Genomic DNA, 22,848 nt, shown 5'->3' with positions numbered 1-22,848 from the left:
CTTACAGCGTTGACCGGGTCTCAGTCCAGCGCGCGCAGCAATTTCCGCTCCAGGGGTGCCATCACGCCGCGCAGGGTCGTCCCGCGCCGCAAGATTTGCCCCTCCGGGCCGAACAAGGCGTATTGCCCCTGCTTGTTGCGCAACGCGGGGATTTTCTCGACACGATAGGTCGGATTCTCCGCCGTGCGCCGAAACATACTGAAAACCGCGCGCTGCTTGAGGCACGAAATGCCGTAATCACGGAAAATCCCGGCGGCGACGAACCGTCCGTACACGCCCAGAATCGCCCCCAATTCCAGCCGGTCAAAACTGACCTGCTCCTGAGGTGACGACATGCCATTGGGAAACGCCTGGATATTCATGCCTCAACCGTGGCCCCGAGGCGGTCGGAAATCAAGCCTCATGCGGCATTGAATCGCGGACAAGGGCGCAAAATCCCGGCAAGCAACGGTCTTGCCAAAATTTTGCCTTGATTCATGGCCATACTGGGCGGCGCCGTAAAAGGTAACTGCCGCGTCTCTGTCGGCTGAGCCCCCACTCAGCCGTTCTGGAAACACGGGACCGGAGGACTGACCGGACGCCTCGAAAGGGGCGTCCGGCATCCGTTTCAGCCACAGGTGACGGCAACGACGATTCGCCGGCCACTGCGGTCAATCTCGACATTCAAACGATGCGCGCTGTAATCCATCGTCACCGGCTGGCCGGACGCATAAATCCGCACCGGCCCCGGCGCGGTGAAGGGCTGCGGCAGCGGGCGGCCAACCAGATGCTGCAACCGTCTGGCGCCACACAGGTCCTCGCCAGAACGCGGCGGGCTGATGGGCGGCGTCGCTCCTGGTGGCGGCAAATCGCGCGGGTGCGTGCTCGGCGGCAGGGTCCCGCTGCTTGGCGGTGTCACCATCGGCGGCGCCGGGTTTTGCGGCGGGGTCACCGGACCATTCATCTGGCATCCCCCCAAAAGGGCGATAGCACCAAGTGCAAACAGAATTCTCATGCGTGGCCTCCACTCTGATAACAGGTTTGTCGGCTTGCGCCACTAGACAGCTTCACATCAAAACCATATCTCGCATGGATGGACCGGAAAAACCACGACCCAAACAGCAAATTGATCGCCGAGAATCGGCGCGCGCGCTTCGATTACTTCATCGAGGACGATCTCGAATGCGGAATCATCCTGCAAGGGTCCGAGGTGAAATCGCTGCGTCAGGGCGGCGCGAATATCGCCGAAAGCTATGCCAGCGTCGAAAACGGCGAACTGTGGCTGATCAACGGCTATATCGCGCCCTATCTTCAGGCCAAGACCTGGGGCCATGAAGAGCGCCGTCGCCGCAAGCTTCTGGTCAGCAAGAAAGAACTGTCCAAACTCTGGGCCGCGACATCCAAGGATGGCATGACGCTGGTGCCCTTGCGGATGTATTTCAACGCACGCGGCATGGTGAAACTGAAAATCGGGATCGCCAAAGGCAAAAAGAACCACGACAAACGCGAAACCAGCGCCAAGCGCGACTGGGATCGCCAAAAGCGGCGCTTGCTCAAAGAGCAGGGATGACCGCCTCTGCCAAAGTGCAAACAATTTGACTAAAATTGCCCGCTCTTTGTTCCTCAAATATCCCGGGGGAGGACCCGAAGGGTCCGGGGGCAGAGCCCCCAAACCGGCAACCCCGAACCTCAGGTGAAAACACTGCCAACCGGCAGATCAATCCCCCGGAGCAAGTCCTCTGCCGTCATCGGGCGTTTGCCCTCGCGCTGGGCTTTGAGAATGTCGATGGCCCCGTCGCCACACGCCACTTGCAACCCGCCCAAGACCGTCCCCGGCGCACCAGATCCGGCACGCGCGACCGCGTTCAACAGCTTCAGTCGCCCTGCCGGGGTCTCGCACCACGCGCCCGGGAAGGGTGACAGACCATTGATCTTGCGCGCCACCAGATCTGCGGGCTCGGCCCAATCAATCCGCGCTTCGGTCTTGCTGATCTTGGCGGCATAGGTGACGCCCTCCTCGGGCTGCGGTGTGGGCACCAGATCCGGCAGTTGCGCCAGGGCCTGACCGATCAAACCAGCGCCTATCTGCGATAGGCGATCGTGCACGTCACCGGTGGTTTCAGCCTTGCCGATGGGGGTCCTTGTGCAGAGCACGACGGGCCCGGTGTCCAGCCCTGCCTCCATTTGCATGATGCAGACACCGGTTTCGGCATCACCGGCCATCACCGCGCGATGAATCGGCGCCGCCCCGCGCCAGCGCGGCAGCAAGGACGCATGGATGTTCAGGCAACCATATTTCGGAGAATCCAGAATTATCTGCGGCAGAATCAATCCATATGCAACCACCACCGCCACATCGGCCTTCAGCGCCGCAAAGGCCTCGTGTTCTTCGGCGGATTTCAGGCGTTCGGGGTGGCGCACAATCAGCCCCAGTTCCAGCGCGCGCGCATGGACCGGTGTCGGGCGTTCCTTTTTGCCGCGCCCGGCCGGGCGGGGGGGTTGGCAATAGACGCAGACGACGTCATGCGCCGCGTGCAACGCCTCGAGCACCGGCACCGAGAAGTCGGGCGTTCCCATGAAAATCACACGCATGGCGGCTCCTCGTGTGTTGGCGTCACCCAACGCTTAGTTTTCTGGCGCGGCGCAGCAGCATGTCGCGCCTCGTCTTGCTCAGGTGGTCGAAATACATCTTGCCGTTCAGATGGTCGATCTGATGTTGTACGCTGGTCGCCCAAAGGCCAACGAAATCACGCTCCTCGCTCTCGCCCGCGTCGTTCAGGAACCGTACCGTCACGGCGCGCGGCCGCTCGATCCTGGCCGACACGCCGGGCAGATTGGGGCTGGCTTCCTCGTGGCTGCGTGGGTGCACCGAGGCGTGCAAAATCTCCGGGTTGGCCAGACGCACGGCCTTCCCGCCGGACTCCGAGGCATCCACCACCGCCAGCCGCAGCATCACGCCAATCTGCGGCGCGCCAAGCCCGACCCCGGGCATTGCCTCCATCGTGTCAATCATATCGGTCCAGATCGCGCGGATCTCATCGGTGATCGCCTCGACAGGCGCGGCCTTCGTGCGCAGGCGTTTGTCAGGCCAGGGAATGCAGCGACGGATCATCGGGGAACCTCAAAAAAAACAGGGGTAAGCGCAGGGTTCACCGCCGGCCACAGATGTCGCGCCCGCTCAGTCCCGCGCGGATTCGCGCTTCAGCTTCACCATCTTGCGGGTGATCATCTGCCGCTTCATCGCGCCCAGATAATCAATGAACAGCTTGCCGTTCAGGTGGTCCAGTTCGTGCTGCGCGCAGGTCGCCCAGAGGTCATCGAATTCCTCTTCATGCAGCTTCCCGTCCAGCCCCAGCCAGCGCATACGCACCATCTTCGGGCGTGTCACCTGCGCGTATTGATCCGGGATCGACAGGCAGCCCTCTTCATGGGTGTTCATCTCCTCCGAGGTCCAGGTGATCTCGGGATTGATCAGCACCATCGGTTTTGCCGGCGCATCTTCTTCTTTGACGCAATCCATCACGAACACCCGCTGCAAGATGCCGACCTGCGGTGCGGCAAGGCCGACGCCGGGGGCATCATACATCGTTTGCAACATATCCTCGGCCAAAGCGCCAATCTCTGGGGTCACGGCCTCAATGGGGGCGCAGACCTTTTTCAGGCGCGGATCGGGATGAATCAGGATGTTTCGCAGTGTCATGGGGGTCAAATAGGCGATCCAAACGCGCTTCGCAACGGGTGCGTGCGTTTGGGGGTTGCACCCGTCGATTAGGGCGGCACACTGCGGCGGAAAATGAGGGAGGTGCATATGAATTTCGATGAAATCATCGACCGCCGCGGCACGCATTCGGCCAAATGGGACGCCATGCAGCCGGTTTATGGCGTCAGTCCGGATGACGGCATTGCGATGTGGGTCGCGGATATGGATTTCCGCCCCCCGCAGGCAGTGCAAGAGGCGCTGCAAAAGATGCTCGATCTGGGCGTCTATGGCTATTTCGGCGGCGAGGCAGACTATCTCGCCGCAATCCAGTGGTGGATGAAGACCCGCCACGGCTGGGAGATCGACCCCGCGCATGTGTTCACCACGCACGGCTTGGTCAACGGCACCGGGGTGTGTGTTCAGGCCTTCACCGAGCCCGGCGATGGCGTCGTGTTGTTCACGCCCGTGTACCACGCCTTTGCGCGGGTGATCCGCGCCGCCGGGCGCACGGTGGTGGAGTGCCCGCTGGTCGAGGTGGATGGCCGCATGGTCATGGATTTCGGCGCTTATGACCGCCTGATGACCGGGCGCGAGCGCATGGTGATCCTGTGTTCGCCACACAATCCCGGCGGCCAGGTCTGGACGCCCGAGGAACTGCGCGGTGTGGCCGATTTCGCGATCCGTCACGATCTGGTGTTGGTGTCCGACGAGATTCACCACGATCTGGTGATGCCGGGGCACACGCACACGGTGATGCCCCTGGTCGCGCCCGATATCGCGGATCGTCTGGTGATGATGACGGCGTCCACCAAGACCTTCAACATTGCCGGCAGCCACATCGGCAACGTGATCATCGCGGACCCGACGCTGCACGCCAAGTTCAACACGGTGATGTGCGCGCTAGGCCTGTCGCCCAACTCATTCGGCATGGAGATGGTCACCGCCGCCTACAGCCCCGATGGCGCGGCCTGGGTCGATGCGCTGAACCTGTATCTCGATGAAAACCGCCGGATCCTTGAAGAGGGCGTGTCGAAAATCCCCGGCATTTCGGTGATCCCGCTTCAGGCGACCTATCTCGTCTGGGTCGATTTCGCGAATACCGGGATGGATTGTGATGAGATCAAGCGCCGGGTCGAGAAAGACGCGCGCATTGCCGCCAACCACGGCGAGACATTTGGCAAGGGCGGCGAGAGCTTCCTGCGGTTCAACATCGCGACCCCGCGTTCGCGTGTGGTCGAGGCCGTGTCGCGCCTTCAGGCGGCGTTCAGCGACTTGCAGTGACGGGACGATGCCGGGGGGGTGCTCCGCCTCCGGCAAACGCCGCGGCCTTTCAGGTTGGCGTGGCCAGATACCCGGCGGGCGTGTCCCGCTCTTCGACATAATCGCGGATCTGACTGGTGCTCACCAGCGACTCGCGCTTGAAATCATAGGTCATCGTTTGCCCGTCTTCGCTGGCGGCAATGATCAGCGCGTGACTCAGGTGGCGCGGCCCGTCATAAATATCGACCAAACCCCGCAATTTCGGCACATGCTGCATATCGACCGTGAAACCGGTGTCGCCCAGCGTCAGGATCGGGTAGACCTGCTCCCCGACATGCACGCACAACCGCGAGCCCTTTCGCGTGGCGCGCTTTCGTGCCGTTTCAAGCCCGCGTCGGATGTCTTCAGGCAGATATTCCAGCATCATGTCCTCCGATTCCTTGAAAATCATGCTGGTCCGGGATGATGACAAAAACAAGTTGCAGGAGTGTAACACTCGGTCTTTTTTCACGATTTCCGCCCCGGTGTTCACTGCTGCACAGGCGTTGCGCGGTGCCGACGATTGAAAAGCACGTCAAGCGGACGACATCTAACCCAACACGGAGGGCCCCATGGGACAATTGGTAGACGGTCACTGGACCAACGAATGGTACGACACGAAAAGCACGGGCGGGGCGTTCAAGCGCTCAACGGCAGCCTATCGCAACTGGATCACCGCCGATGGCGCGGCGGGTCCGTCGGGCGAAGGCGGTTTCGCGGCGGAAAGCGGGCGCTACCATCTTTATGTCTCGCTGGCCTGCCCCTGGGCGCATCGCACCTTGATATTCCGCGCGCTGAAAGGCTTGCAGGACCACATCAGCGTGTCGGTCGTTCATCCTGACATGCTCGATCACGGCTGGGTGCTCAGCGCACATTATCCGGGTGCGACGGGCGATGACCTCTTTGGCCTGTCCTACGTCCACCAGCTTTATACCCGGGTTGATCCCAAAGCCTCGGGCCGCGTGACGGTGCCGATCCTGTGGGACAAGAAGCGCGGCACAATCGTGTCGAACGAAAGCTCGGAGATCATCCGCATGTTCAACTCGGCCTTTGACGGGCTGACCGGCAACACGCTCGATTTCTGGCCCGCCGACCTGCGCGAGGCGATCGAACCGATCAACGATCGGATCTATGACACGGTCAACAACGGCGTCTACAAATCCGGCTTCGCCACGACGCAGGACGCCTATGAGGCCGCCGTGATCCCGCTCTTTGACACGCTGGACTGGCTCGAGTCGCATCTGGCCGAAAACCGCTTTCTCATGGGCGACCGCGTGACCGAGGCCGACTGGCGGCTTTTCACAACGTTGGTTCGGTTTGATGCGGTGTACCACGGTCACTTCAAATGCAACCGCCGCCGCATCGTCGATTATCCGAACCTGTGGGCCTATACCCGCGCTCTGTATCAGGTGCCGGGCATCGCCGAGACGGTGAACATGGACCACATCACGCGGCATTATTACTACAGCCACGACACCATCAACCCGACGCGAGTCGTTCCCATCGGGCCCGCGCTGGATTTCACCGCGCCACATGGGCGCGAGACGGTCTTGTGAGCTGACGGATCGTAGGGTGCGTGCTTGCACGCACCTTTTTCACGCCCCGACGCGCGCCTGCTTTTGCCAGGCGCCAGACCCGACCCTGCGCACCGGGATTGTCGGCGGTCTCGCTGCCCGTCACCGCGCGCGTTGCCGGGCGCGGCGGATGGCCCACAAACCGGGCGCCACCGCGCAAGGACAGGTTGCAACCCAAGGGGTTGCCCCGCTACTCTCGGACCGTTGCCCGGCACCGCGGTGCCCCTGCGATGCCTGATGAAAACCCGTCCCGCACCGATCCGGTCGCGTCGGGCAGTCAGGGCCCAACGAGTCTGGAGTTGACCAACATGCCTCACCACCCTGCGCCCAATCCCGCCGGCCTGCCGCCCTTCCCGGATCGTGAATGGGCGCGCCGCGCGATGACGATTCTGCAAGGCGACGGTCGCAGGTCCGCCGATACGCATCTGGTGAATCCCTCGTTTCGCGGGCTCAAGGGCATCAGCATCTACCTCAAGGACGAATCGACCCATCCGACGGGCAGCCTCAAGCACCGTCTGGCGCGGTCGCTGTTTCTCTATGGCATCTGCAATGGGCGTATCCTTCAGGGGACGACCCTGGTCGAGGCCTCCTCGGGTTCTACCGCGGTCAGCGAAGCCTATTTTGCCGAGCTGCTCGGGCTGCCGTTCATCGCGGTGATGCCGCGTGAAACCAGCCGTCAAAAGGTCGAAGCCATCGAGCGCTACGGCGGGCGCTGTCATTTCGTCGATCAGGCCGATCAGATCTACAGCACCGCCGCCGAGATTGCCGAGAACGCGGGCGGATATTATCTCGACCAGTTCACCTATGCCGAGCGTGCCACCGATTGGCGCGGCAACAACAATATCGCGGAATCGATCTTCAACCAGATGGCCGAAGAGCCGCACCCCCAGCCCCGTTGGGTGGTGATGAGCGCCGGCACCGGCGGCACCGCCGCAACGCTTGGCCGCTTTATCCGGTATCGCAATTTCGACACGCGCCTTTGCGTTGCCGACGTAGAGCACTCGGCCTTTTTTGATGCTTATGTGTCGCAGGATCGCGGCGTGAAATGCGCCACCGGATCGCGCATCGAAGGGGTAGGGCGCCCCCGCGTCGAGCCCTCGTTCATCCCTGAGGTCATTGATTACATGATCAAGATTCCGGATGTCCTGTCGATTGCCGCAATGCGGGTTCTGTCGCGGCGCTTGTTTCGGCGGGTCGGCGGGTCCACGGGAACAAATTTCTTTGCCCAATGCTGGATCGCCGACCAGATGATGAAAGCGGGCGAGGAAGGCTCCATCGTTTCGCTGATTTGCGACAGCGGCGAGCGCTATACCTCGACCTATTACAACGATGACTGGTTGCGTGCGCGCGGCATGGATGTGGCACCCTATTGCGAAATCCTTGAGGATTTCCTCGACACCGGGTCTTCCTTTGCCGATCTTCCGCAGGTGAGCTGCCCCCCCGCGAACCGGATTCCGATGTAAACGACGCGCGGCTTATGGTCAAATCGGGGCCGTCGGAAAGGCTGCAACCCACGGGTGTGCGGCGCGCCTCGACCTCGGTCAAACACGGGTTCGTGGCAGGGTCACGCATGAAAAATGTGCTTCTGATGCACACCTTCGCAAAAAGCGAATCGGCGACGCTTGACCGAGGGGCACTGTCGTCACACAGTGCAAGAACGGCAAACCAATTGCGGACTGTCGGTTGAAACGGCGGTCATCGTCGAAAATCGGAACAAGATTGAGAGAAACGCCGCCTATGCGACTCACGAAAAGCCTGTCGATTGCCGGTCGAATTCTGCGCTCCTCGCGGTCCGTCAACGGCGCCGGTTCACAATCGAGACTGACGGCCGCACTCAGCCTGGCCTTGGCAGGCGCGTCCATCGCCACCGCCACCACGGCGTTTGCGCAAACCAGTACGCCCTCGCTCGAGATGCCCAGACCGCAGCTTCGCCCGGTCACGGGGATGATCATGCTGGACTACAGTGCAATCACCCTGTCCAACGGCGGCGCGTTCGACCTGTTCGGCATCCACTATATGCAGCGCGCGAATGACTGGCTGTATTACGGTGTGGGTGCATTTGCCCCTGTGGCGCGGGGCGATTACGGCGGGTTCTTTGGTGCTGACGCGACCGTGCACGCGCAGCGTTACATCGGCGACAGCAACTGGTTCGTCAACGCGGGTCTGTCGGTCGGGGCTGCGGCGGGCGGCAACAGCGTGACGGGCATTCGGCGGCTCTCGGGCGAAGGCTTCTATGGTCGCGCCTATGCCGGGATCGGCTATACCCATCGCAATCTCAGCTTTGGCGTCAATGTATCACGGGTCGCGGTGCTTGATTCCCTGATCGACGATACGACTGTCAATTTCTTCGTGCAAAGGCCGTTCTCTTTCTCGGTCGGTTCCTACGCGGATGCCGGACGCCGATTGAGCGCGGCAGAGTTCGACTCCCCGCGCAATGACAACATCATCTCCGTCCAGATCAACAACTTTGCACAGATCAACCCGCAGGGCAGTTTCACGGGTGACATCGGCGTTGCCTCGGCGCAGTTCAGCCATTTCCACAGCCAGAACGTCTATTCGTTCTTTGCCGTCGATATCGGGATCTCGGGTCTGCATTGGTACAATCAGGCGCATGGCGGCTTCGGGATTCGCAGAGCGCTGTCGCCGCGCGTCAATCTGTATGGCCAGATCGGGTTGGGCAGCAGCGGCTGGGTGACGGATACGGTTGATACCGGGTCGGGGTTTATCATCTATCCCAAGGCGACGCTGGAATACCTGATCAACAACCAGTTTGGCGCGACCTTGTCGGCGGGCTACCAGATCGCTCCGCGTGGCACATCGCGCAACTGGAGCGTGGGTCTGGGTTTGAACTATCACCTCTCGCACCGCCGCCCCTCTGACACCGCGTCGGCATCGGGGCTCGAGTATTCCTTGCGCGGCGTTCGCCTCAATGTCTTTGGCCGTGCGACGTCCAGCATCACCTACAACGGTCGCCAGAGCGACGGCATCGGGATGATCGCCGTGCAGGCGGATTACATGCTCAATGACCGCTGGTATCTTGCCGGCCAGGTCGCGGCGGCGACGTCGTCGTTTCGCGGTTATGCCGGATACGCCGAAGGATTCGTCGGCGTCGGTTGGCAAAGCCAGCGCTATGCCTCGGGTCGGCTGCAGGGCTATGCGCAACTCATGTATGGGCTCAATGACGTCGGCGTAGACTTTGCGCATGAGGTCGGAACGTTGCTCTATCCGGCGGTTGGCCTCAGCTATCAGGTAAACGACCGGCTGTCGCTCTACAGCCAGCTTGGCGCGACGGTTTCCCTTGGGCAATACATGGGAACGCATACCAACACCTTCGAGAATTATTCGCTGGGCTTGGGCGTGTCCTACCGGTTCTCGCTGCCGACGCGCTAAAGGCGTCAAACCGATCGCCAGGCGCCGGGAAAGGGGCGTCTTGCATCATCGAACGCCGTGCACCAACGTGGACGCGAGGCGCACGGTGCCAGATGTCGTGCGGATGCTTGTGGCGCGGGTCGGGAACACGGCGCTACCGCTGCGCCCCGCGCGGTGACCGGGGCGCAACGGTCGCAGATCACGCCGTCAGATGCGCCATCGCCGCGCGGTAGTCGGCCTTGATGCGGGCTTCCTGCGCATGGTGCCCGCCACGGATCACCCAGCTGCCCGCGACCATCACGTCGCGCACCGGGTTCTGCGTGCCGCCCAGCATCCAGGCGTCCAGCGCGGTGGCCGGGCCGTGGCCCAGCAGCACGTTGCAATCTGCGTCCAGCATCACCAGATCCGCGCGTCGCCCGGCAACCAGCGCGCCACCACCTTGGCCCGAGGCTTGCTCGCCACCGGCCAGCGCGGTATCGAAATGCACGCGGCCCGTATGCACCGCCCCTTCGCCGGGGCGCGCGATCACGTTGCGCCTCCGCAGTTCCAGCCGCTTGCCGCATTCCAGAATGCGCAGTTCCTCGGCAATCGAAGTGGAATAATGGCTGTCGGTGCCAATCCCCCAGGCCCCGCCCGCCTCGTGATACTCGACCAGCGGAAAGAACCCGTCGCCCATCGTCGCCTCGGTCAGCGGGCACAGACCCGCGACCGCGCCACTGGCCGCCGAACCGGCGATCTCCGAGGCATCCAGATGCGTCGCATGCACCAGGCACCAGCGGTCATCCAGCCCGACATTGTCCAGCAGCCATTGCACCGGACGCGCGCCCAGCCCAGCCTCGACCTCGGCGACCTCATGGGTGGTTTCCGAGACATGGATATGCAGCCGCGCGGCGGGGTCCATCGCCTGCATCCCGGCCAGCGCGGCCTTGGCCTCGCTCGGGGTGACGGCGCGCAGCGAATGCAGCGCAAGGCCCACGTTCAGGTTGGCGTTCTGCGCGCGCCGTCCGCGCAGCGTGTCGATCAGCGTCAGATACTCATCAACCGAATGCACGAAACGCTGTTGCGTCGGTTCAACCGGTTTGCCGATGCCGCCATGCGCATAAAGCACCGGCAGGATCGTCAGGCCAAGGCCGGTATCCTGCGCTGCGGCGATCAGCCGGTCGGACATCTCGGCCGGGTTGGCATGGCGCGCGCCGCCGGGCTGGTGGTGGACATAGTGAAACTCGCACACCGCGGTCATGCCGAATTGCAGCATTTCCAGATAGACCAGCGACGCGATGGCCCCGTAGGCCTCGGGCGTCAGCCGATCAACCATGCGGTACATTTCCTTGCGCCAGGTCCACAGGTTGTCCTCGGCCAGCGCGCCGGTGACAAACTCGGTGCGCCCGGCCAAGGCGCGCTGAAAGGCATGCGAATGCAGGTTCGACAGGCCCGGCACGCCAAAACCGGCCAGCGGCGTGGCGCGGCGACCCTCGGGACAGGTTGCCGAGACCGACAGGATCGTGCCGTCGTCGCCGACCTCAAGAAATCCAGGCGAGAGCCAGCCATCCGGCTGATGCAGATGCTCGACTTCGTAAAGATGCGGCATGGACGAGGTTCCTTTTGCGTTTATCCGGGGGGTCAGAGGGTATCGCCCGCGTCGAACACGACCTCGCCCGCCTTCAGCACCATGCGCGCGCGGCCCCGGCCCAGCCGATAGGCCATGTCCTCGTAGCGCGCATAGGGGAAGATCGCGATATCGGCCTGTTTGCCGGGCGCCAACGAGCCGATCCGGTCGGCCCGGTCAATCGACATGGCGGCGTGTCGGGTGCCCGCAAGGATCGCTTCGGCGGGCGAGAATTTGTACAGGCGGCAAGCCAGCTGCACCACAAAGGGCATCGATTCCAGCCAGCAGCCGGGGCACATGTCGGTCGCCAGCGCCACCGTCACGCCGGCATCCATCAGCGCGCGGGCATCGAACGGGCGCGAATGACCGACCGCGAAATCGAGCGCCGGCATCACCACGCAGACCACGCCCGCCTCGCGCAGCTGCGCGTATTCCGAGGGGTCGGTGTAGTTCATGTGATCGGCCGATACCGCCTTCATTTCGGCGGCCAGCGTCGAGCCGCCAATGTGGGAATAGGCGTCGGTGTGGATCTTGACCTTCAAGCCGTGGTCAAGCCCGGCCTGCAGGATCTTGCGCGATTCCTCGACCGTGTAATAGCCGTCGTCGCAATAGACGTCGTTGAACTCGGCAAGGCCGCGCCGGGCGACCTCGGGGATCATCACGTCGATGATTTCTGCGATATACGCGTCGCGCGTCTTGTCGTCGGGGAATTCATGCGCGCCCAAAAAGGTCGAGACGATCTCGATCGGCTGGCGTTCGGCCAGCATCGCGTTCACCTCAAGCATCTTGATCTCGGTCGCGGTGTTCAACCCATAGCCGCTCTTGCTTTCGACGGTGGTGGTGCCAAAGCTGAGCATCTGCGCCAGGCGCTCGGCGGCGCTTGTCGCAAGGTCGTCGTGGCTCGCCTCGCGCATCATCTTTGCGGTGGCGGTGATGCCGGTCGGAATGCCCATCGCCTTGATCTCGGCGGCGCTGCGGCCCTGCACCTTCTGCGCGTATTCCTCGACGCGGGATTTGTGGAACACCAGATGCGTGTGGCAATCGACAAAGCCCGGCATGACCAGCCCGCCCTTCGCATCCAGGCGCTGCGCGCCGCCCAGGTCGTGGGCGGCGGCGATTTCGTCTCTTGTGCCGATGGCAGCGATCTTGTCGCCAGCCAGCGCCACAAGGCAATCGGTTCGGGCACCGACAAGATCATCCGCACCGGGGGCGCAGGTCAGAATTTGTCCGGCGTTCTCGATCAATGTGGTGATTTTTGTCATGTCGGTGCCCTTTTCAAGCCGTGTTACGCGTTCTTCTTCTTCGGTGCCGAGGCGCTGTCGGGTCCGAAGGTTGCGGTGGGGGTCCACCACAGCGGAACCTGCACGCCGTCCTTCGCGAAGCGATCCGCGGCGGTCTTGCGGGCAATATCGTAACCCGCCTGCGCATGGCGCACCACGCCGATGCCGCTGTCGGTGGTCAGGCAAGCCGCCAGACGCACGTCTGCTTCGGCAGAGCCATCTGCGATCATCGTGACGCCGGTGTGCACCGCCTCGCCCATCGAGTAGTTTTCCTGAATGGCGACCAGATCGGCACCGGCAGCCACGTTCAGAAGCGCGTTCAGATAGGGCCAGTCGGAAATCAGGTCCGACCCGTCCAGCATCCGCTCGGATTCAAACGTCGGGTTGACGATCGAGCCCGAGTCGAGGTTGTCGCGCGAGAAGGCCACCGGCCCCTTGATCTCGCCCGAGCGCACCATCTCGTTGACGCGCATGCCGAACGCCTTGCGCTGACCAAAGCCCAGATAGCAGATGCGGGCAGGCAGGCCTTCGATCGGGATATGCTCGCGGGCCAACTGGATCCAGTTGCGCACCAGATCGTCGTCGGCGAACATTTCTTCGACCAGATCGTCCAGCTTGGCCAGATCCTCGGGGTCGCGCGACATGCAGGTCCAGCGGAACGGCCCACGGCCTTCGCAGAACAAGGGGCGGATATAGGCGGCGACGAAACCGGGGATCTTCATCGCCTGGTCAACCGGCATACCCGCATCGCGGGCTTCCTTGCGCAAGCTGTTGCCGTATTCGAACACCTGCACGCCCTTGTCCATGAACTCGTTCATGATCTTGAGCTGCTCGATCATCGAGGCACCGGCCAGCTTCATGTAACCGTCGCGGTCCGCCTTGCGCATCTCGCGCGCCTCGTCGACGGTGACGCCGGCGGGGACATAGGACAGCGGGTCATGCGCCGGGGTCATGTCGGTGATGATGTCCGGCATGAAGCCGGTGTCGCGGGCTTTTTTCAGTACGTCAACAGCGTTGCCCATCAGCGCGATACCCAGCGGACGACCCTCGGCAGCGGCTTCCTTGGCCAGCTTCACGGCCTCGTCGAAATCATGCACGATGACGTCGCAATAGCCCACCTTGAGGCGGTTGTTCACGACAACCTCATCGACGTCGGCGCAGATGCAGACGCCGCCCAGCATGGTCATGGCGCGCGGCTGGTTGCCGCCCATGCCGCCCATACCCGCGGTCAGCAGGATCCGCCCCTTCAGGCTGCCGCCAAAGGCCTGGTCACCGATCGCGACGAGGGTCTGGAACGTGCCCTGGATGACGCCCTGCGTGCCGATATATTCCCACGGCGCGGCGGTATATTGCGCGTAGATCGTCAGGTTCTTGTCCTGCAGGTCGTAGAAGATCGGCCAGGTGGCTTTCATGATGTTGGTCGTTGCCATCACCACGCGCGGTGCCAGCGTGTTGGTGCGGAAAATCGCCACGGGCATGCCCGACTGGACGACCAGCGTCTCGTCGTTTTCAAGCTCTTGCAACGATTTGACGATGGCGTGGTAGCTTTCCCAGTTGCGGGCGCATTTGCCGATGCCGCCATAGATCACCAGCTCTTCGGGGTGCTCGGCGTTTTCCATGTTGTTTTCGAGCATCCGCAAGATACTCTCTTGCTTCCAGCCTTTGCAACGCAGGTTGTTCCCACCCATTGCGCGGACTTCATACAGGATTTCTGGTTTAGCGACGATTTCTTGCTTGCCCATTGGGTCCTCCTCGATTGAGATTGGCGTTTCGGTCGATGTTGTGTCTAATTGGTATATACCACTTAATACAACTTGTGCCGTTGATTCTGTCAAGACCGAATTCACGCGGTTTTCGCGAATCCCGAACTGGCGATCATGTTGCGGCAAACGCTGGCGCGCCGTATAAGGCCGCAGCGCCGGATCTTGGCGAGTCACAGGTAGAGCAGTATGGAAAAACGCATCCGACCCGTTCAGGGCCGGCCCACCAGCGGCGACATGGCGCTGTCTTTGGGGCAGCAGGTCCGCAACCATGTCCTGTCGCGAATCGAGAGCGGCGAGTGGGCCGAAGGCAGCCGAATCCCGTCAGAAGCGAAACTGGTCGAGCAGCTTGGCATGTCGCGCATGACCGTCCACATCGCGTTGCGCGACCTGTCGGCCGAGGGCGTCTTGTTGCGCAAACAGGGGGCGGGAACTTTTGTCGCACCCCGCCGCAGCCAGTCCACGTTTCTTGAGTTGCGCAACATTCACACCGAGATCGAAAGTCGCGGCAATCGGCACACAACCAACGTTTTGACACTGGAATCTCTGCATTGCAGCATGACTCTTGCGACAGAGATGAACATCCCGGCGGGCAGTGAGGTCTTTCATTCCGTCCTGGTTCACTTCGAGAACGGCACCCCGATCCAAGTTGAAGACCGCTACGTCAACATGCAGTTTTCGCCCGATTATCTAGAGCAGGACTTCACCGAGACGACGCCGAACGAACACCTCATGGCGGCCGGGGCGCTGGAAGAAGTCGAGCATGTGATCCAGGCAATTCCGGCCGAGGAGTCGATTGCAGAGCTGCTGCAAATGGAGGCCGGTACCCCGGTGCTTTTGCTGCGCCGCCGCACCTGGTCGCGCGGCATGATCGCCACCAGTGTGCGCCTGCTCCATCCCGGCGCCCGGTTCAGTCTGGCCGGCCGGATGACAATGACGCTTTGATCCGGGCCCGGATCCGGCCTCCTTTTCCCCTGTCCCCGTCCCCCGCTGTTGCGTGATTTCAAATATCGCTTGACACAATGCGGAGACGCGTTCCATGCTCAAGTTGCATATACCACTTCATGCAACTGGGAGGTTCGCAATGCAAAGACGTAAATTCCTGACTGGCACCGCACTGGCCGCAACCGGCGTGGGCCTCGCTACTCCTGCTTTGACGCAGAGCCGCATCGAATGGGACATGGTCACGTCCTGGCCCACCGGCGCGCCCGGTCTGGATGACAGCGCGCGGCGAATCGCCCAGCGCATCTCCGACCTGTCCAACGGTCGGTTGAACATCACCGTGCATGGTGCGGGCGAAATCGTGCCGTCCTTTGGTGTGTTCGACGCGGTCTCGCAGGGCGTCGCACAGATGTATCACTCGGTGCCCGCCTACTGGATCTCCAAGAACAAGGCGATCGGCATGTTCGGCTCGTTCCCCTTTGGCATGAACATGCAGGAAAAACTTGGCTGGATGTACTGGGGCGGCGGTCAGCAGCTTTATGATGGCATCTACGAAGGCTTCGGCCTCAAGGGCTTCCTGGCCGGCGGCACCGGGCCGCAGTGGTTCGGGTGGTTCAAGAACGAGATCAACACGCTCGACGATCTGCGCGGAATGCGCATCCGCACCACCGGTTTCTCGGGCGAGATGCTGCGCCGGGTCGGCGTTGCCGTCGTCACCCTGCCGGGCGGCGAGGTGTTCCAGGCCCTGCAGTCGGGCACCATTGACGCGGGCGAATTCGTCGGACCGTGGAACGACTTTGCCTTCGGGTTCCATCAGGTGGCGAAACACTATTACGGCCCCGGCGTCGGCGAGCCTTGCTCGACCGAGGAAATCGCCATCAACGCCAGCGCCTATAACGCGCTGCCCGATGATCTGAAGCTGGTCATCAAGACCGTGGCGATGTCGGCCGCGGACGAGACCATGATGGATTACGAGATCAACAACGCTCGCACCGTGCGCGTCCTGCGCGACGAACATGGCGTCACCGTCCATCAATTGCCGCAGCCGATCGTCGAGGGCCTTGCCGTGGCCGCCAACGAAATGGTGCAGGAACTTCTGGCCGATCCCGATCCGGTCGTGCGCGAAGTCATGACAAGCTATGCGGGCTTCCGGAACCTGATGACGGAATATGCCCCCTATGCCACCGGCGGCCAGTACAATGCCCGCACTCTGATGTTCCCAGAAGCCTGATACGGATCGCCATGAAACGTCTTGTCGCCATCAGCCGCATATTGGACTGGCCCTCGCGCTTTATCGGGGCTTGGCTCTACTGGCTGGTGGCGGCAGCCGTTCTGCTGAAATTCTCGACGGTAGCGATGCGCTACCTGTTCTCGTCGACCAGCATCAAGTTGCAAGATAGCGTGATCTACGCCCATGCGACCCTGTTCATGCTGATGGTCGGCTATGCCCTCTTGCGGGACGACCATGTGCGCGTTGACATGTTCTATGCGCGCCTGTCGGCACGCGGTCGCGCCATCGTCGACCTGATCGGCGTGCTGTTCGGCATCATGCCGCTTTGCATCATTCTCGGCTGGTTTTCGTGGGGCTATGTCGAGGCGGCCTGGCAGATCCGTGAGGGCGCGCTGTTTTTTGGTGGCCTGCCCTTCACCTACCTGCTGAAAACCGTGATCCTTGGCTTTGTGGTGCTTCTGATGCTGCAAGGTCTTGCCATTGCCTTGCGCTGCATCGCGGTGATCGGCGGCACGACTGTCAACGTGTTCGAGTCCGCCGTTATCCCCGAATCCGACGATCGCGCCCTACGGGCTGAGGAGTAATACCCAGATGTCGACCCTCCCCCTCGACCTGCTGATGTTCGCAGGCCTGTGCCTGTTCGTCCTGAGCGGCGCGCCAATCGCATTTGTCCTGGCCGGAACCGCGGCGCTGTTCGCGGTGATCGGCTGGTGGGCCGGGGTGCTGAATTTCAACCTGATCGGCGCGCTGCCGATGCGGGTGTTCAGCACCATGAACTCGGAAACGCTGGTGGCGATTCCGCTGTTTGTTTTCATGGGCATGGTTCTGGAACGCGCCCGCATCGCCGAGGATCTGCTGCGCACCATGGGGGCCCTGTTCGGGCGGATGCGCGGCGGTCTGGGTGTCTCGGTAACGCTGGTCGGCGCGCTTCTGGCGGCCTCGACCGGGATCGTTGGTGCGACCACTGTCACCATGGGCCTGATGGCGCTGCCGGTGATGTTGCGCTACGGCTACGGCCCGGCCTATTCCAGCGGCATCATCTGCTCGGCGGGAACGCTGGGGCAGATCATCCCGCCCTCGACCGTGCTGATCATCATGGGCGAGGTTCTGGCCTCGGCCTATCAGCAAAGCCAGCAAGCCCAGGGCAATTTCGCCGCCGAGGCGCTGAGCGTCGGCCAGTTGTTTGCCGGATCACTGCTGCCGGGTCTCATGCTGGTCGCCATCTATATCGTCTATCAGCTCATCGTGTCATGGCTGCGCCCTGACGTCGCGCCGGCCCTGCCGCCCGAGGCGTTGGAGGTCGACGGCCATGCGCCCAGCCTGCGCGACTTGTTGCGCGTTCTGGTGCCGCCGCTGGCGCTCATCTTTGCGGTGCTTGGCTCGATCCTGGGCGGCGTCGCCACCGCGACCGAGGCCGCTTCGGTGGGGGCCGTTGGCGCGACGTTGCTGGCCGGGCTGCGCAACGGGCGGCGCCATTGGCCGGTGTGGACTGCGGTCGGTGGCCTTGCCGTGCTGATCTTCATGGCGGTAAATTTCGACCTGCGGCCGGGACGTCTTGATGCCCCCGCCATCGACGGCACCATCCTGAACGGCGCGTTGATTGTTGCGGCGATTGCCGGGCTGGCGCTGCTGATCGTCTGGCGCGAGATCTGGGGCAGCGATGTCCTCAAGCCCGCCATGCTCTCGACGGCGCGCACCACCAGCATGATCTTCACCATTGTTGTCGGTGCCCTGCTGTTCTCGCTGGTGTTCCGTGGCCTCGGCGGCGATCTGCGGATCAAGGGCCTGCTGGAGGCCGCACCGGGCGGCCCGCATGGTGCCATGCTGGTCGTGCTGGTGATGATGTTCTTTCTGGGCATGTTCCTCGACTATGTTGAAATCACCATCATCGCGATCCCGGTGGTCGGCCCGCCGATCCTGGCCAGCGGCGTTGATCCGATCTGGTTCGGCGTGATGATCGCCATGGTGCTGCAAACCTCGTTCCTCACGCCACCCGTTGGCTACACCCTGGCCTATCTGCGCTCGGTCGCGCCGCCCTCGGTGACGACACAGGCAATCTGGCTTGGCGCGGTGCCGTTCATCGGCCTGCAAATCCTGGCTGTCGTCATCATCTATTTCATTCCGGCCCTGACCACATGGCTGCCGGGACTGCTTTTCTGAGGATCACCATGGACAGTATGCACGCAGCCCCGCCAGCACCCAGCAAACGGCTGGACGGCCTTCCCGGTTACGGCAAGGGCCGCGCCGCCGGGGCGATGGTCTTTGCCCACCGCCTTGGCTCGAACGAAGCGCCCGATGCCGTTGATCCGGCGATCCTCAGCGCGGTTACCAGCGCCATGGCGGGGGCCAACCGCTACCCGGATCTGCGCGGCGAAACGCTGGCGGCGGCGCTGGCTGGGCGTCACGGGCTGAACGCGGCGCAGATTGCGGTTTCCGCCGGGTCTATCGTCCTGCTCGACCAGATCCTGCGCGGCTGGTGCGACCCGGGTGACGCGGTGGTCGCGCCCTGGCGCTCGTACGAGGCGTATCCGATCATCGCGGGCCTCTCGGGCGCAACGCTGGTCACCGTGCCGCTGGACGCCGCGCACCGCCTTGACCGGGCGGCGTTTCTGGCGGCCATCGGCCCGCGCACGCGCATCGCCCTGATCTGCAACCCGAACAACCCGACCGGCACCGCGCTGGACGCCGATTCGCTGGATGCCTTGCTCGCCGAGATTCCCGCCGATGTCCTGATCGTGCTCGATGAGGCCTATTGCGATTTCGCGGGAAGCGCGTCACAGGTCGCGGCCTCGCCTGCGGCGCGCCTTGCCCGGCATCCCAATCTGGTGATCCTGCGCACCTTTTCAAAGGCCTGGGGGTTGGCCGGGTTGCGCGTCGGCTATGCCATGGCCGCGCCCCGGGTCATCGAACAGATCCACGCCGTGCAGCCGCCGTTTCCGCTGCCCGGAGTCGCCCTGGCCGCCGCCCTTGCCGCGCTGGCGCTTGAACCTGCCGTCACCGCGCGGATTGCCCGCAACGCCACCGAACGCGCCCGCCTGACCGAGGGGTTGACGGCGCAGGGCCTGCCGGTCGCCGAGTCTCAGGCCAATTTCATCTGGTTGCCGCTTGGCGTCGATGCCGCCTCGCTGAACGATCACCTCGCCCGCAATGGCATCGCCGCGCGCTGTTTTGCCGGCGAGGGCCTGCGCATCACCACTGGAACCCCCGCCGACACCGACGCAGTGCTGGACGCCGTCGCGCGCTGGCGCCCCAACGTCTGAGACGCCCACCGGGCGCACCGAAAGGATTCGACATGAAAACCATCGACCTGGGCGCAAAGCCCCTCTCTCTGCATGACATGGCCGCCGTGACGCGCGGCACCGCCCGGCTGCACCTGCCCGACGCCGCGCGCGCCGCGATGAAGATCAGCGAAGACTGGGTGGCCGGGTTTTCCGACCGCATGGACCGCGGCGAGAAAACCGAGGCGGTCTATTCGATCAACACCGGCTTCGGCTCGCTCTCGGGGCGGCAGGCGTTCACCTCGTCGGCGCAGGCCCGCGACCTGTCGCGCCGCCTGATCATCTCGAACGCCGCAGGGGTCGGCAATCCGTTCGACCTGGACACCGTGCGCGCCGCGATGGTGATCCGCGCCGCCAGCCTGTGCCGGGGCTATTCCGCCGTGCGCGCCGTGGTCGTCGAGACGATTCTGGCGATGCTGGACAAGGGTGTCACGCCCTGGGTGCCGGAATACGGCTCGCTCGGGGCCAGTGGCGACCTGATCCCGCTGGCGCATCTGGGGCTGGTCATGTCGCGCGACGAGGCGGGCGACACGGAGATCGACAGCGGCAAGGCCTATTACAAGGGTGAACTGATGTCCGGCCTCGCTGCGATGAAGGCCGCCGGGATCGAACGCATCGTGCTGGGGCCCAAGGAAGGGTTGGCGCTGCTCAACGGCACCTCGTTTTCCACCGCGCAGACGGCGCTGGCGCTGGCCGATGCCGAAGTGCTGCTGGACACGGCCGAAATCGCCGCCGCGATGTCGATCGAGGCGCTGATGGGCTTTGGCGACGCCTTCATTCCCGAACTCCACGAGGCGCGCGGCCATGCCGGCCAGATCGCCTGTGCCGCGAACCTGCGCCGGTTGCTGGAGGGCAGCGCCCTGATCGACGGCGGCATCGGCCGCGATCCCAAGCGCCAGCCACCGCAGGACGCCTACAGCTTGCGCTGCGTGCCGCAGGTGCTGGGGCCGGTGCGCGACACGCTGACCTTCGTGCGCGGCATCGTCGAGACCGAGATCAACGCCGCCACCGACAACCCGCTGATCTTTGCCGACCGACTGCCGGGGCGCACCCTCAAGGCGATCTCGGGCGGCAATTTCCACGCCGAATACATCGCCTTTGCCGCCGATTTCCTGTCCATCGTGGTAACCGAAATCGGCAATATCTCGGAACGTCGCCTGTTCCGCCTGAACGACGGCACGCTGAACCGTGGCCTGCCCGACATGCTGGTGGCCAGCGAACATGTCGGCATGGATTGCGGCTTCATGCTGCCGCAATACCTCGCCGCCGCGCTGGTCTCGGATTGCAAGACGCTGGCGCATCCCGACAGCGTCGATTCCATCCCGACCTGCTCCAACCAGGAAGATCACGTCTCGATGGCCAACAACGCCGGCCGCCACGCGCGCCAGATCGTGCGTAACATCCAGAACGTCGTCGGCATCGAGGTGCTGATGGCCGCGCAGGCCCTCGATCTGCGGCTGAATGAGCGCGGCATGGACGACAGCGTCCTGGCCCCGGCCAGCCGTGCGGTGCGCGCCATGCTGCGGGCGACCGTGACCGCCGACGGTCGCAAGGTCGATCATCTGACGCAGGATGTCGTCCTGTATCCGCGCCTGCATGCGGCCACGGATCTGGTGCAATCGGGCGCCGTCGTCAACGCGGCGCACGCGGCACTGGCCTGACGCCAAAATACCGAGGGGCGGCAGGTCTGGCGTGCCGCCCCTCGGCAAAACCTCTCGCCACAACGCAGTGCTTTCCCGACCGTGGCGCGCAGCCGAATGCCAATGATCCGGTTTCGGTGCTGTTCGGATTGAAAATTGGTGCGCTGAAGGGAGTCGAGTTGGAAGCGTAAGCATATGGAATAATTACATAAAGCAATTCAATACTTCCTCGATGCCCCCAATAATACCCCCAAGTTGGGTTTTGTCACCGAGAATACAAATCTGCCTGCATATTTGAGTATGCCGATTTGACCGTTGAAAGATCGCCCAATCGTGCCTTGCTTTCACTCACCCGGCCGAACTTCGCGTTTATGAACTGTCCTAGCTTACGCGTCGCCAGCTCACTCTCTCCGTTCTCTTCATACGCCTTCAAGATCGACATCAGAAACTCTCGTAGATCGGTGTTTTCAATCTCGGAGTTCTTGCCGCGCACATATTCAGCGCGTTCTGAACGTCTCATCGGCTCTCGCGTGTAAAGCACATAGCTGAGAACATCGAAGAGGTCGCTATCGGGTGCATCCACAAGCCGTCGAATGTCGTCCAACCTGTCTTGGTCGTAACCTCGGTCCGAAAGCTGGCCAAGCAGCTTTTCGCGATTATCCGGGTTGCTCCAGACACTCCGAAGCTGATCTTCGTTGGCAATCAAACCGGACAGATCGCCGAGCAGCCGCTCCAGGAACTGCGTAGCAGAGATGGGCTTACCATCTGCGCTCCAATAGGTCGTTGTTGCGGCATAGGCGATGCGACGTGCTTTTCCGTCCGAGAGTTTGACAACGATCTTTTCGCGTGGCGGATCGGTTGGATCTTCGCCGCCGGGTTCAGGCGGCTCACCGCCCGGTTCTGGCCCGGTTGGCGGCGTTCGAGGGTCACCCGGCGGTTCAGGCGCAAGCGGTTCGCCGTCCCAATCCGGATCGCTAAAGTTCTCGTGGGCTTTCACAAAGTCCCAGATCGTGAAGAAGTCCTTGCCATCGAAAGTGCGCGTGCCTCGTCCTATGATCTGCTTGAACTCGATCATCGACCGAATGGGCCGCATGAGCACGATATGCTGTAGATTTCCACGCAGAAGTGAGCCGGATAGACGGATAATTTCCACTGAGATTTGAGCCATGTGACCCTTCCCCCAGCGCGAT

At 62.9% G+C, this 22,848-nt stretch carries 20 protein-coding genes and 1 pseudogene; 11 read left to right on the top strand and 10 right to left on the bottom strand.

Going from position 1 to position 22,848, the window contains the following annotated elements; all coding sequences use genetic code 11:
• Positions 1-20 precede the first annotated feature (20 nt).
• Positions 21-362, bottom strand: a complete 342-nt coding sequence (locus VDQ28_RS04795) for a DUF2794 domain-containing protein (protein ID WP_323034858.1) — start codon at positions 360-362, stop codon at positions 21-23.
• A gap of 245 nt (positions 363-607) precedes the next feature.
• A complete protein-coding gene (locus VDQ28_RS04790) occupies positions 608-994 on the bottom strand; it encodes an I78 family peptidase inhibitor (protein WP_323034857.1) in 387 nt (128 codons plus the stop codon).
• 78 nt (positions 995-1,072) lie between these two features.
• Between VDQ28_RS04790 and smpB the strand changes: the two genes are divergently transcribed.
• Positions 1,073-1,549 carry an SsrA-binding protein SmpB gene (gene smpB / locus VDQ28_RS04785; RefSeq protein ID WP_323034856.1) on the top strand — a complete coding sequence of 159 codons (477 nt, stop codon included), beginning with the start codon at positions 1,073-1,075 and terminating at the stop codon, positions 1,547-1,549.
• Positions 1,550-1,668: 119 nt separating this feature from the next.
• Here smpB and fmt read toward each other — a convergent pair whose 3' ends face one another.
• From fmt to def (VDQ28_RS04770), 3 genes are all read right to left on the bottom strand, one after another.
• Complete coding sequence (fmt, locus tag VDQ28_RS04780) at positions 1,669-2,571, bottom strand: methionyl-tRNA formyltransferase (RefSeq protein ID WP_323034855.1); 903 nt, start codon at positions 2,569-2,571, stop codon at positions 1,669-1,671.
• 22 nt (positions 2,572-2,593) lie between these two features.
• Positions 2,594-3,091: a peptide deformylase gene (gene def, locus VDQ28_RS04775; RefSeq protein WP_323034854.1), complete on the bottom strand. Its 498-nt coding sequence runs from the start codon at positions 3,089-3,091 to the stop codon at positions 2,594-2,596.
• Between the two features lie 66 nt (positions 3,092-3,157).
• Complete coding sequence (gene def, locus VDQ28_RS04770; RefSeq protein ID WP_323034853.1) at positions 3,158-3,679, bottom strand: peptide deformylase; 522 nt, start codon at positions 3,677-3,679, stop codon at positions 3,158-3,160.
• A 108-nt stretch (positions 3,680-3,787) separates the two neighbouring features.
• Here def (VDQ28_RS04770) and VDQ28_RS04765 point away from each other — a divergent pair, with 108 nt between their 5' ends.
• The gene (locus tag VDQ28_RS04765; RefSeq protein WP_323034852.1) at positions 3,788-4,960 is read left to right on the top strand and encodes a MalY/PatB family protein; all 1,173 of its coding nucleotides are present in this window, start codon (positions 3,788-3,790) and stop codon (positions 4,958-4,960) included.
• Positions 4,961-5,009: 49 nt separating this feature from the next.
• Here the strand turns inward: VDQ28_RS04765 and VDQ28_RS04760 are convergent, their stop codons facing one another.
• The gene (locus VDQ28_RS04760) at positions 5,010-5,363 is read right to left on the bottom strand and encodes a hypothetical protein (protein ID WP_323034851.1); all 354 of its coding nucleotides are present in this window, start codon (positions 5,361-5,363) and stop codon (positions 5,010-5,012) included.
• Positions 5,364-5,550: 187 nt separating this feature from the next.
• Here VDQ28_RS04760 and VDQ28_RS04755 point away from each other — a divergent pair, with 187 nt between their 5' ends.
• The 3 genes from VDQ28_RS04755 to VDQ28_RS04745 all read left to right on the top strand — a co-directional run bounded on the left by VDQ28_RS04755 (position 5,551) and on the right by VDQ28_RS04745 (position 9,942).
• A complete protein-coding gene (locus tag VDQ28_RS04755) occupies positions 5,551-6,534 on the top strand; it encodes a glutathione S-transferase family protein (RefSeq protein ID WP_323034850.1) in 984 nt (327 codons plus the stop codon).
• A 326-nt stretch (positions 6,535-6,860) separates the two neighbouring features.
• Positions 6,861-8,015, top strand: coding sequence for a PLP-dependent cysteine synthase family protein (locus VDQ28_RS04750; protein ID WP_323034849.1), 1,155 nt, complete (start codon positions 6,861-6,863; stop codon positions 8,013-8,015).
• 274 nt (positions 8,016-8,289) lie between these two features.
• The gene (locus VDQ28_RS04745; protein ID WP_323034848.1) at positions 8,290-9,942 is read left to right on the top strand and encodes a hypothetical protein; all 1,653 of its coding nucleotides are present in this window, start codon (positions 8,290-8,292) and stop codon (positions 9,940-9,942) included.
• Positions 9,943-10,120: 178 nt separating this feature from the next.
• On the opposite strand, the gene VDQ28_RS04740 is transcribed toward VDQ28_RS04745, so the two are convergent.
• From VDQ28_RS04740 to VDQ28_RS04730, 3 genes are read right to left on the bottom strand one after another with little or no spacing between them, the layout of a single operon-like run.
• A complete protein-coding gene (locus VDQ28_RS04740) occupies positions 10,121-11,509 on the bottom strand; it encodes a formimidoylglutamate deiminase (RefSeq protein WP_323034847.1) in 1,389 nt (462 codons plus the stop codon).
• A gap of 32 nt (positions 11,510-11,541) precedes the next feature.
• Complete coding sequence (gene hutI, locus VDQ28_RS04735) at positions 11,542-12,789, bottom strand: imidazolonepropionase (protein WP_323034846.1); 1,248 nt, start codon at positions 12,787-12,789, stop codon at positions 11,542-11,544.
• A 23-nt stretch (positions 12,790-12,812) separates the two neighbouring features.
• Complete coding sequence (locus tag VDQ28_RS04730) at positions 12,813-14,549, bottom strand: urocanate hydratase (RefSeq protein ID WP_323034845.1); 1,737 nt, start codon at positions 14,547-14,549, stop codon at positions 12,813-12,815.
• Between the two features lie 207 nt (positions 14,550-14,756).
• On the opposite strand from VDQ28_RS04730, the gene hutC reads away from it, so the two are divergent.
• From hutC to VDQ28_RS04700, 6 genes are all read left to right on the top strand, one after another.
• The gene (gene hutC, locus VDQ28_RS04725) at positions 14,757-15,512 is read left to right on the top strand and encodes a histidine utilization repressor (RefSeq protein ID WP_323034844.1); all 756 of its coding nucleotides are present in this window, start codon (positions 14,757-14,759) and stop codon (positions 15,510-15,512) included.
• Positions 15,513-15,651: 139 nt separating this feature from the next.
• Positions 15,652-16,740, top strand: a complete 1,089-nt coding sequence (locus VDQ28_RS04720) for a TRAP transporter substrate-binding protein (RefSeq protein ID WP_323034843.1) — start codon at positions 15,652-15,654, stop codon at positions 16,738-16,740.
• An 11-nt stretch (positions 16,741-16,751) separates the two neighbouring features.
• Positions 16,752-17,324 carry a TRAP transporter small permease subunit gene (locus VDQ28_RS04715; RefSeq protein ID WP_323034842.1) on the top strand — a complete coding sequence of 191 codons (573 nt, stop codon included), beginning with the start codon at positions 16,752-16,754 and terminating at the stop codon, positions 17,322-17,324.
• A 7-nt stretch (positions 17,325-17,331) separates the two neighbouring features.
• Positions 17,332-18,900, top strand: coding sequence for a TRAP transporter large permease (locus VDQ28_RS04710; protein ID WP_323034841.1), 1,569 nt, complete (start codon positions 17,332-17,334; stop codon positions 18,898-18,900).
• A gap of 8 nt (positions 18,901-18,908) precedes the next feature.
• A complete protein-coding gene (locus VDQ28_RS04705; protein ID WP_323034840.1) occupies positions 18,909-20,000 on the top strand; it encodes an aminotransferase class I/II-fold pyridoxal phosphate-dependent enzyme in 1,092 nt (363 codons plus the stop codon).
• Between the two features lie 32 nt (positions 20,001-20,032).
• Positions 20,033-21,679 (top strand): histidine ammonia-lyase, encoded by a 1,647-nt coding sequence (locus tag VDQ28_RS04700; RefSeq protein WP_323034839.1) that lies wholly within the window; start codon positions 20,033-20,035, stop codon positions 21,677-21,679.
• 244 nt (positions 21,680-21,923) lie between these two features.
• Here the strand turns inward: VDQ28_RS04700 and VDQ28_RS04695 are convergent.
• A pseudogene (locus VDQ28_RS04695) lies at positions 21,924-22,799 on the bottom strand (type I restriction-modification enzyme R subunit C-terminal domain-containing protein); the annotation flags it as partial.
• Positions 22,800-22,848: the final 49 nt, after the last annotated feature.

The organism is Pararhodobacter sp. (assembly GCF_034676545.1).
Lineage (GTDB): Bacteria > Pseudomonadota > Alphaproteobacteria > Rhodobacterales > Rhodobacteraceae > Pararhodobacter.
This window is presented reverse-complemented; position numbering and strand designations above follow the sequence as displayed.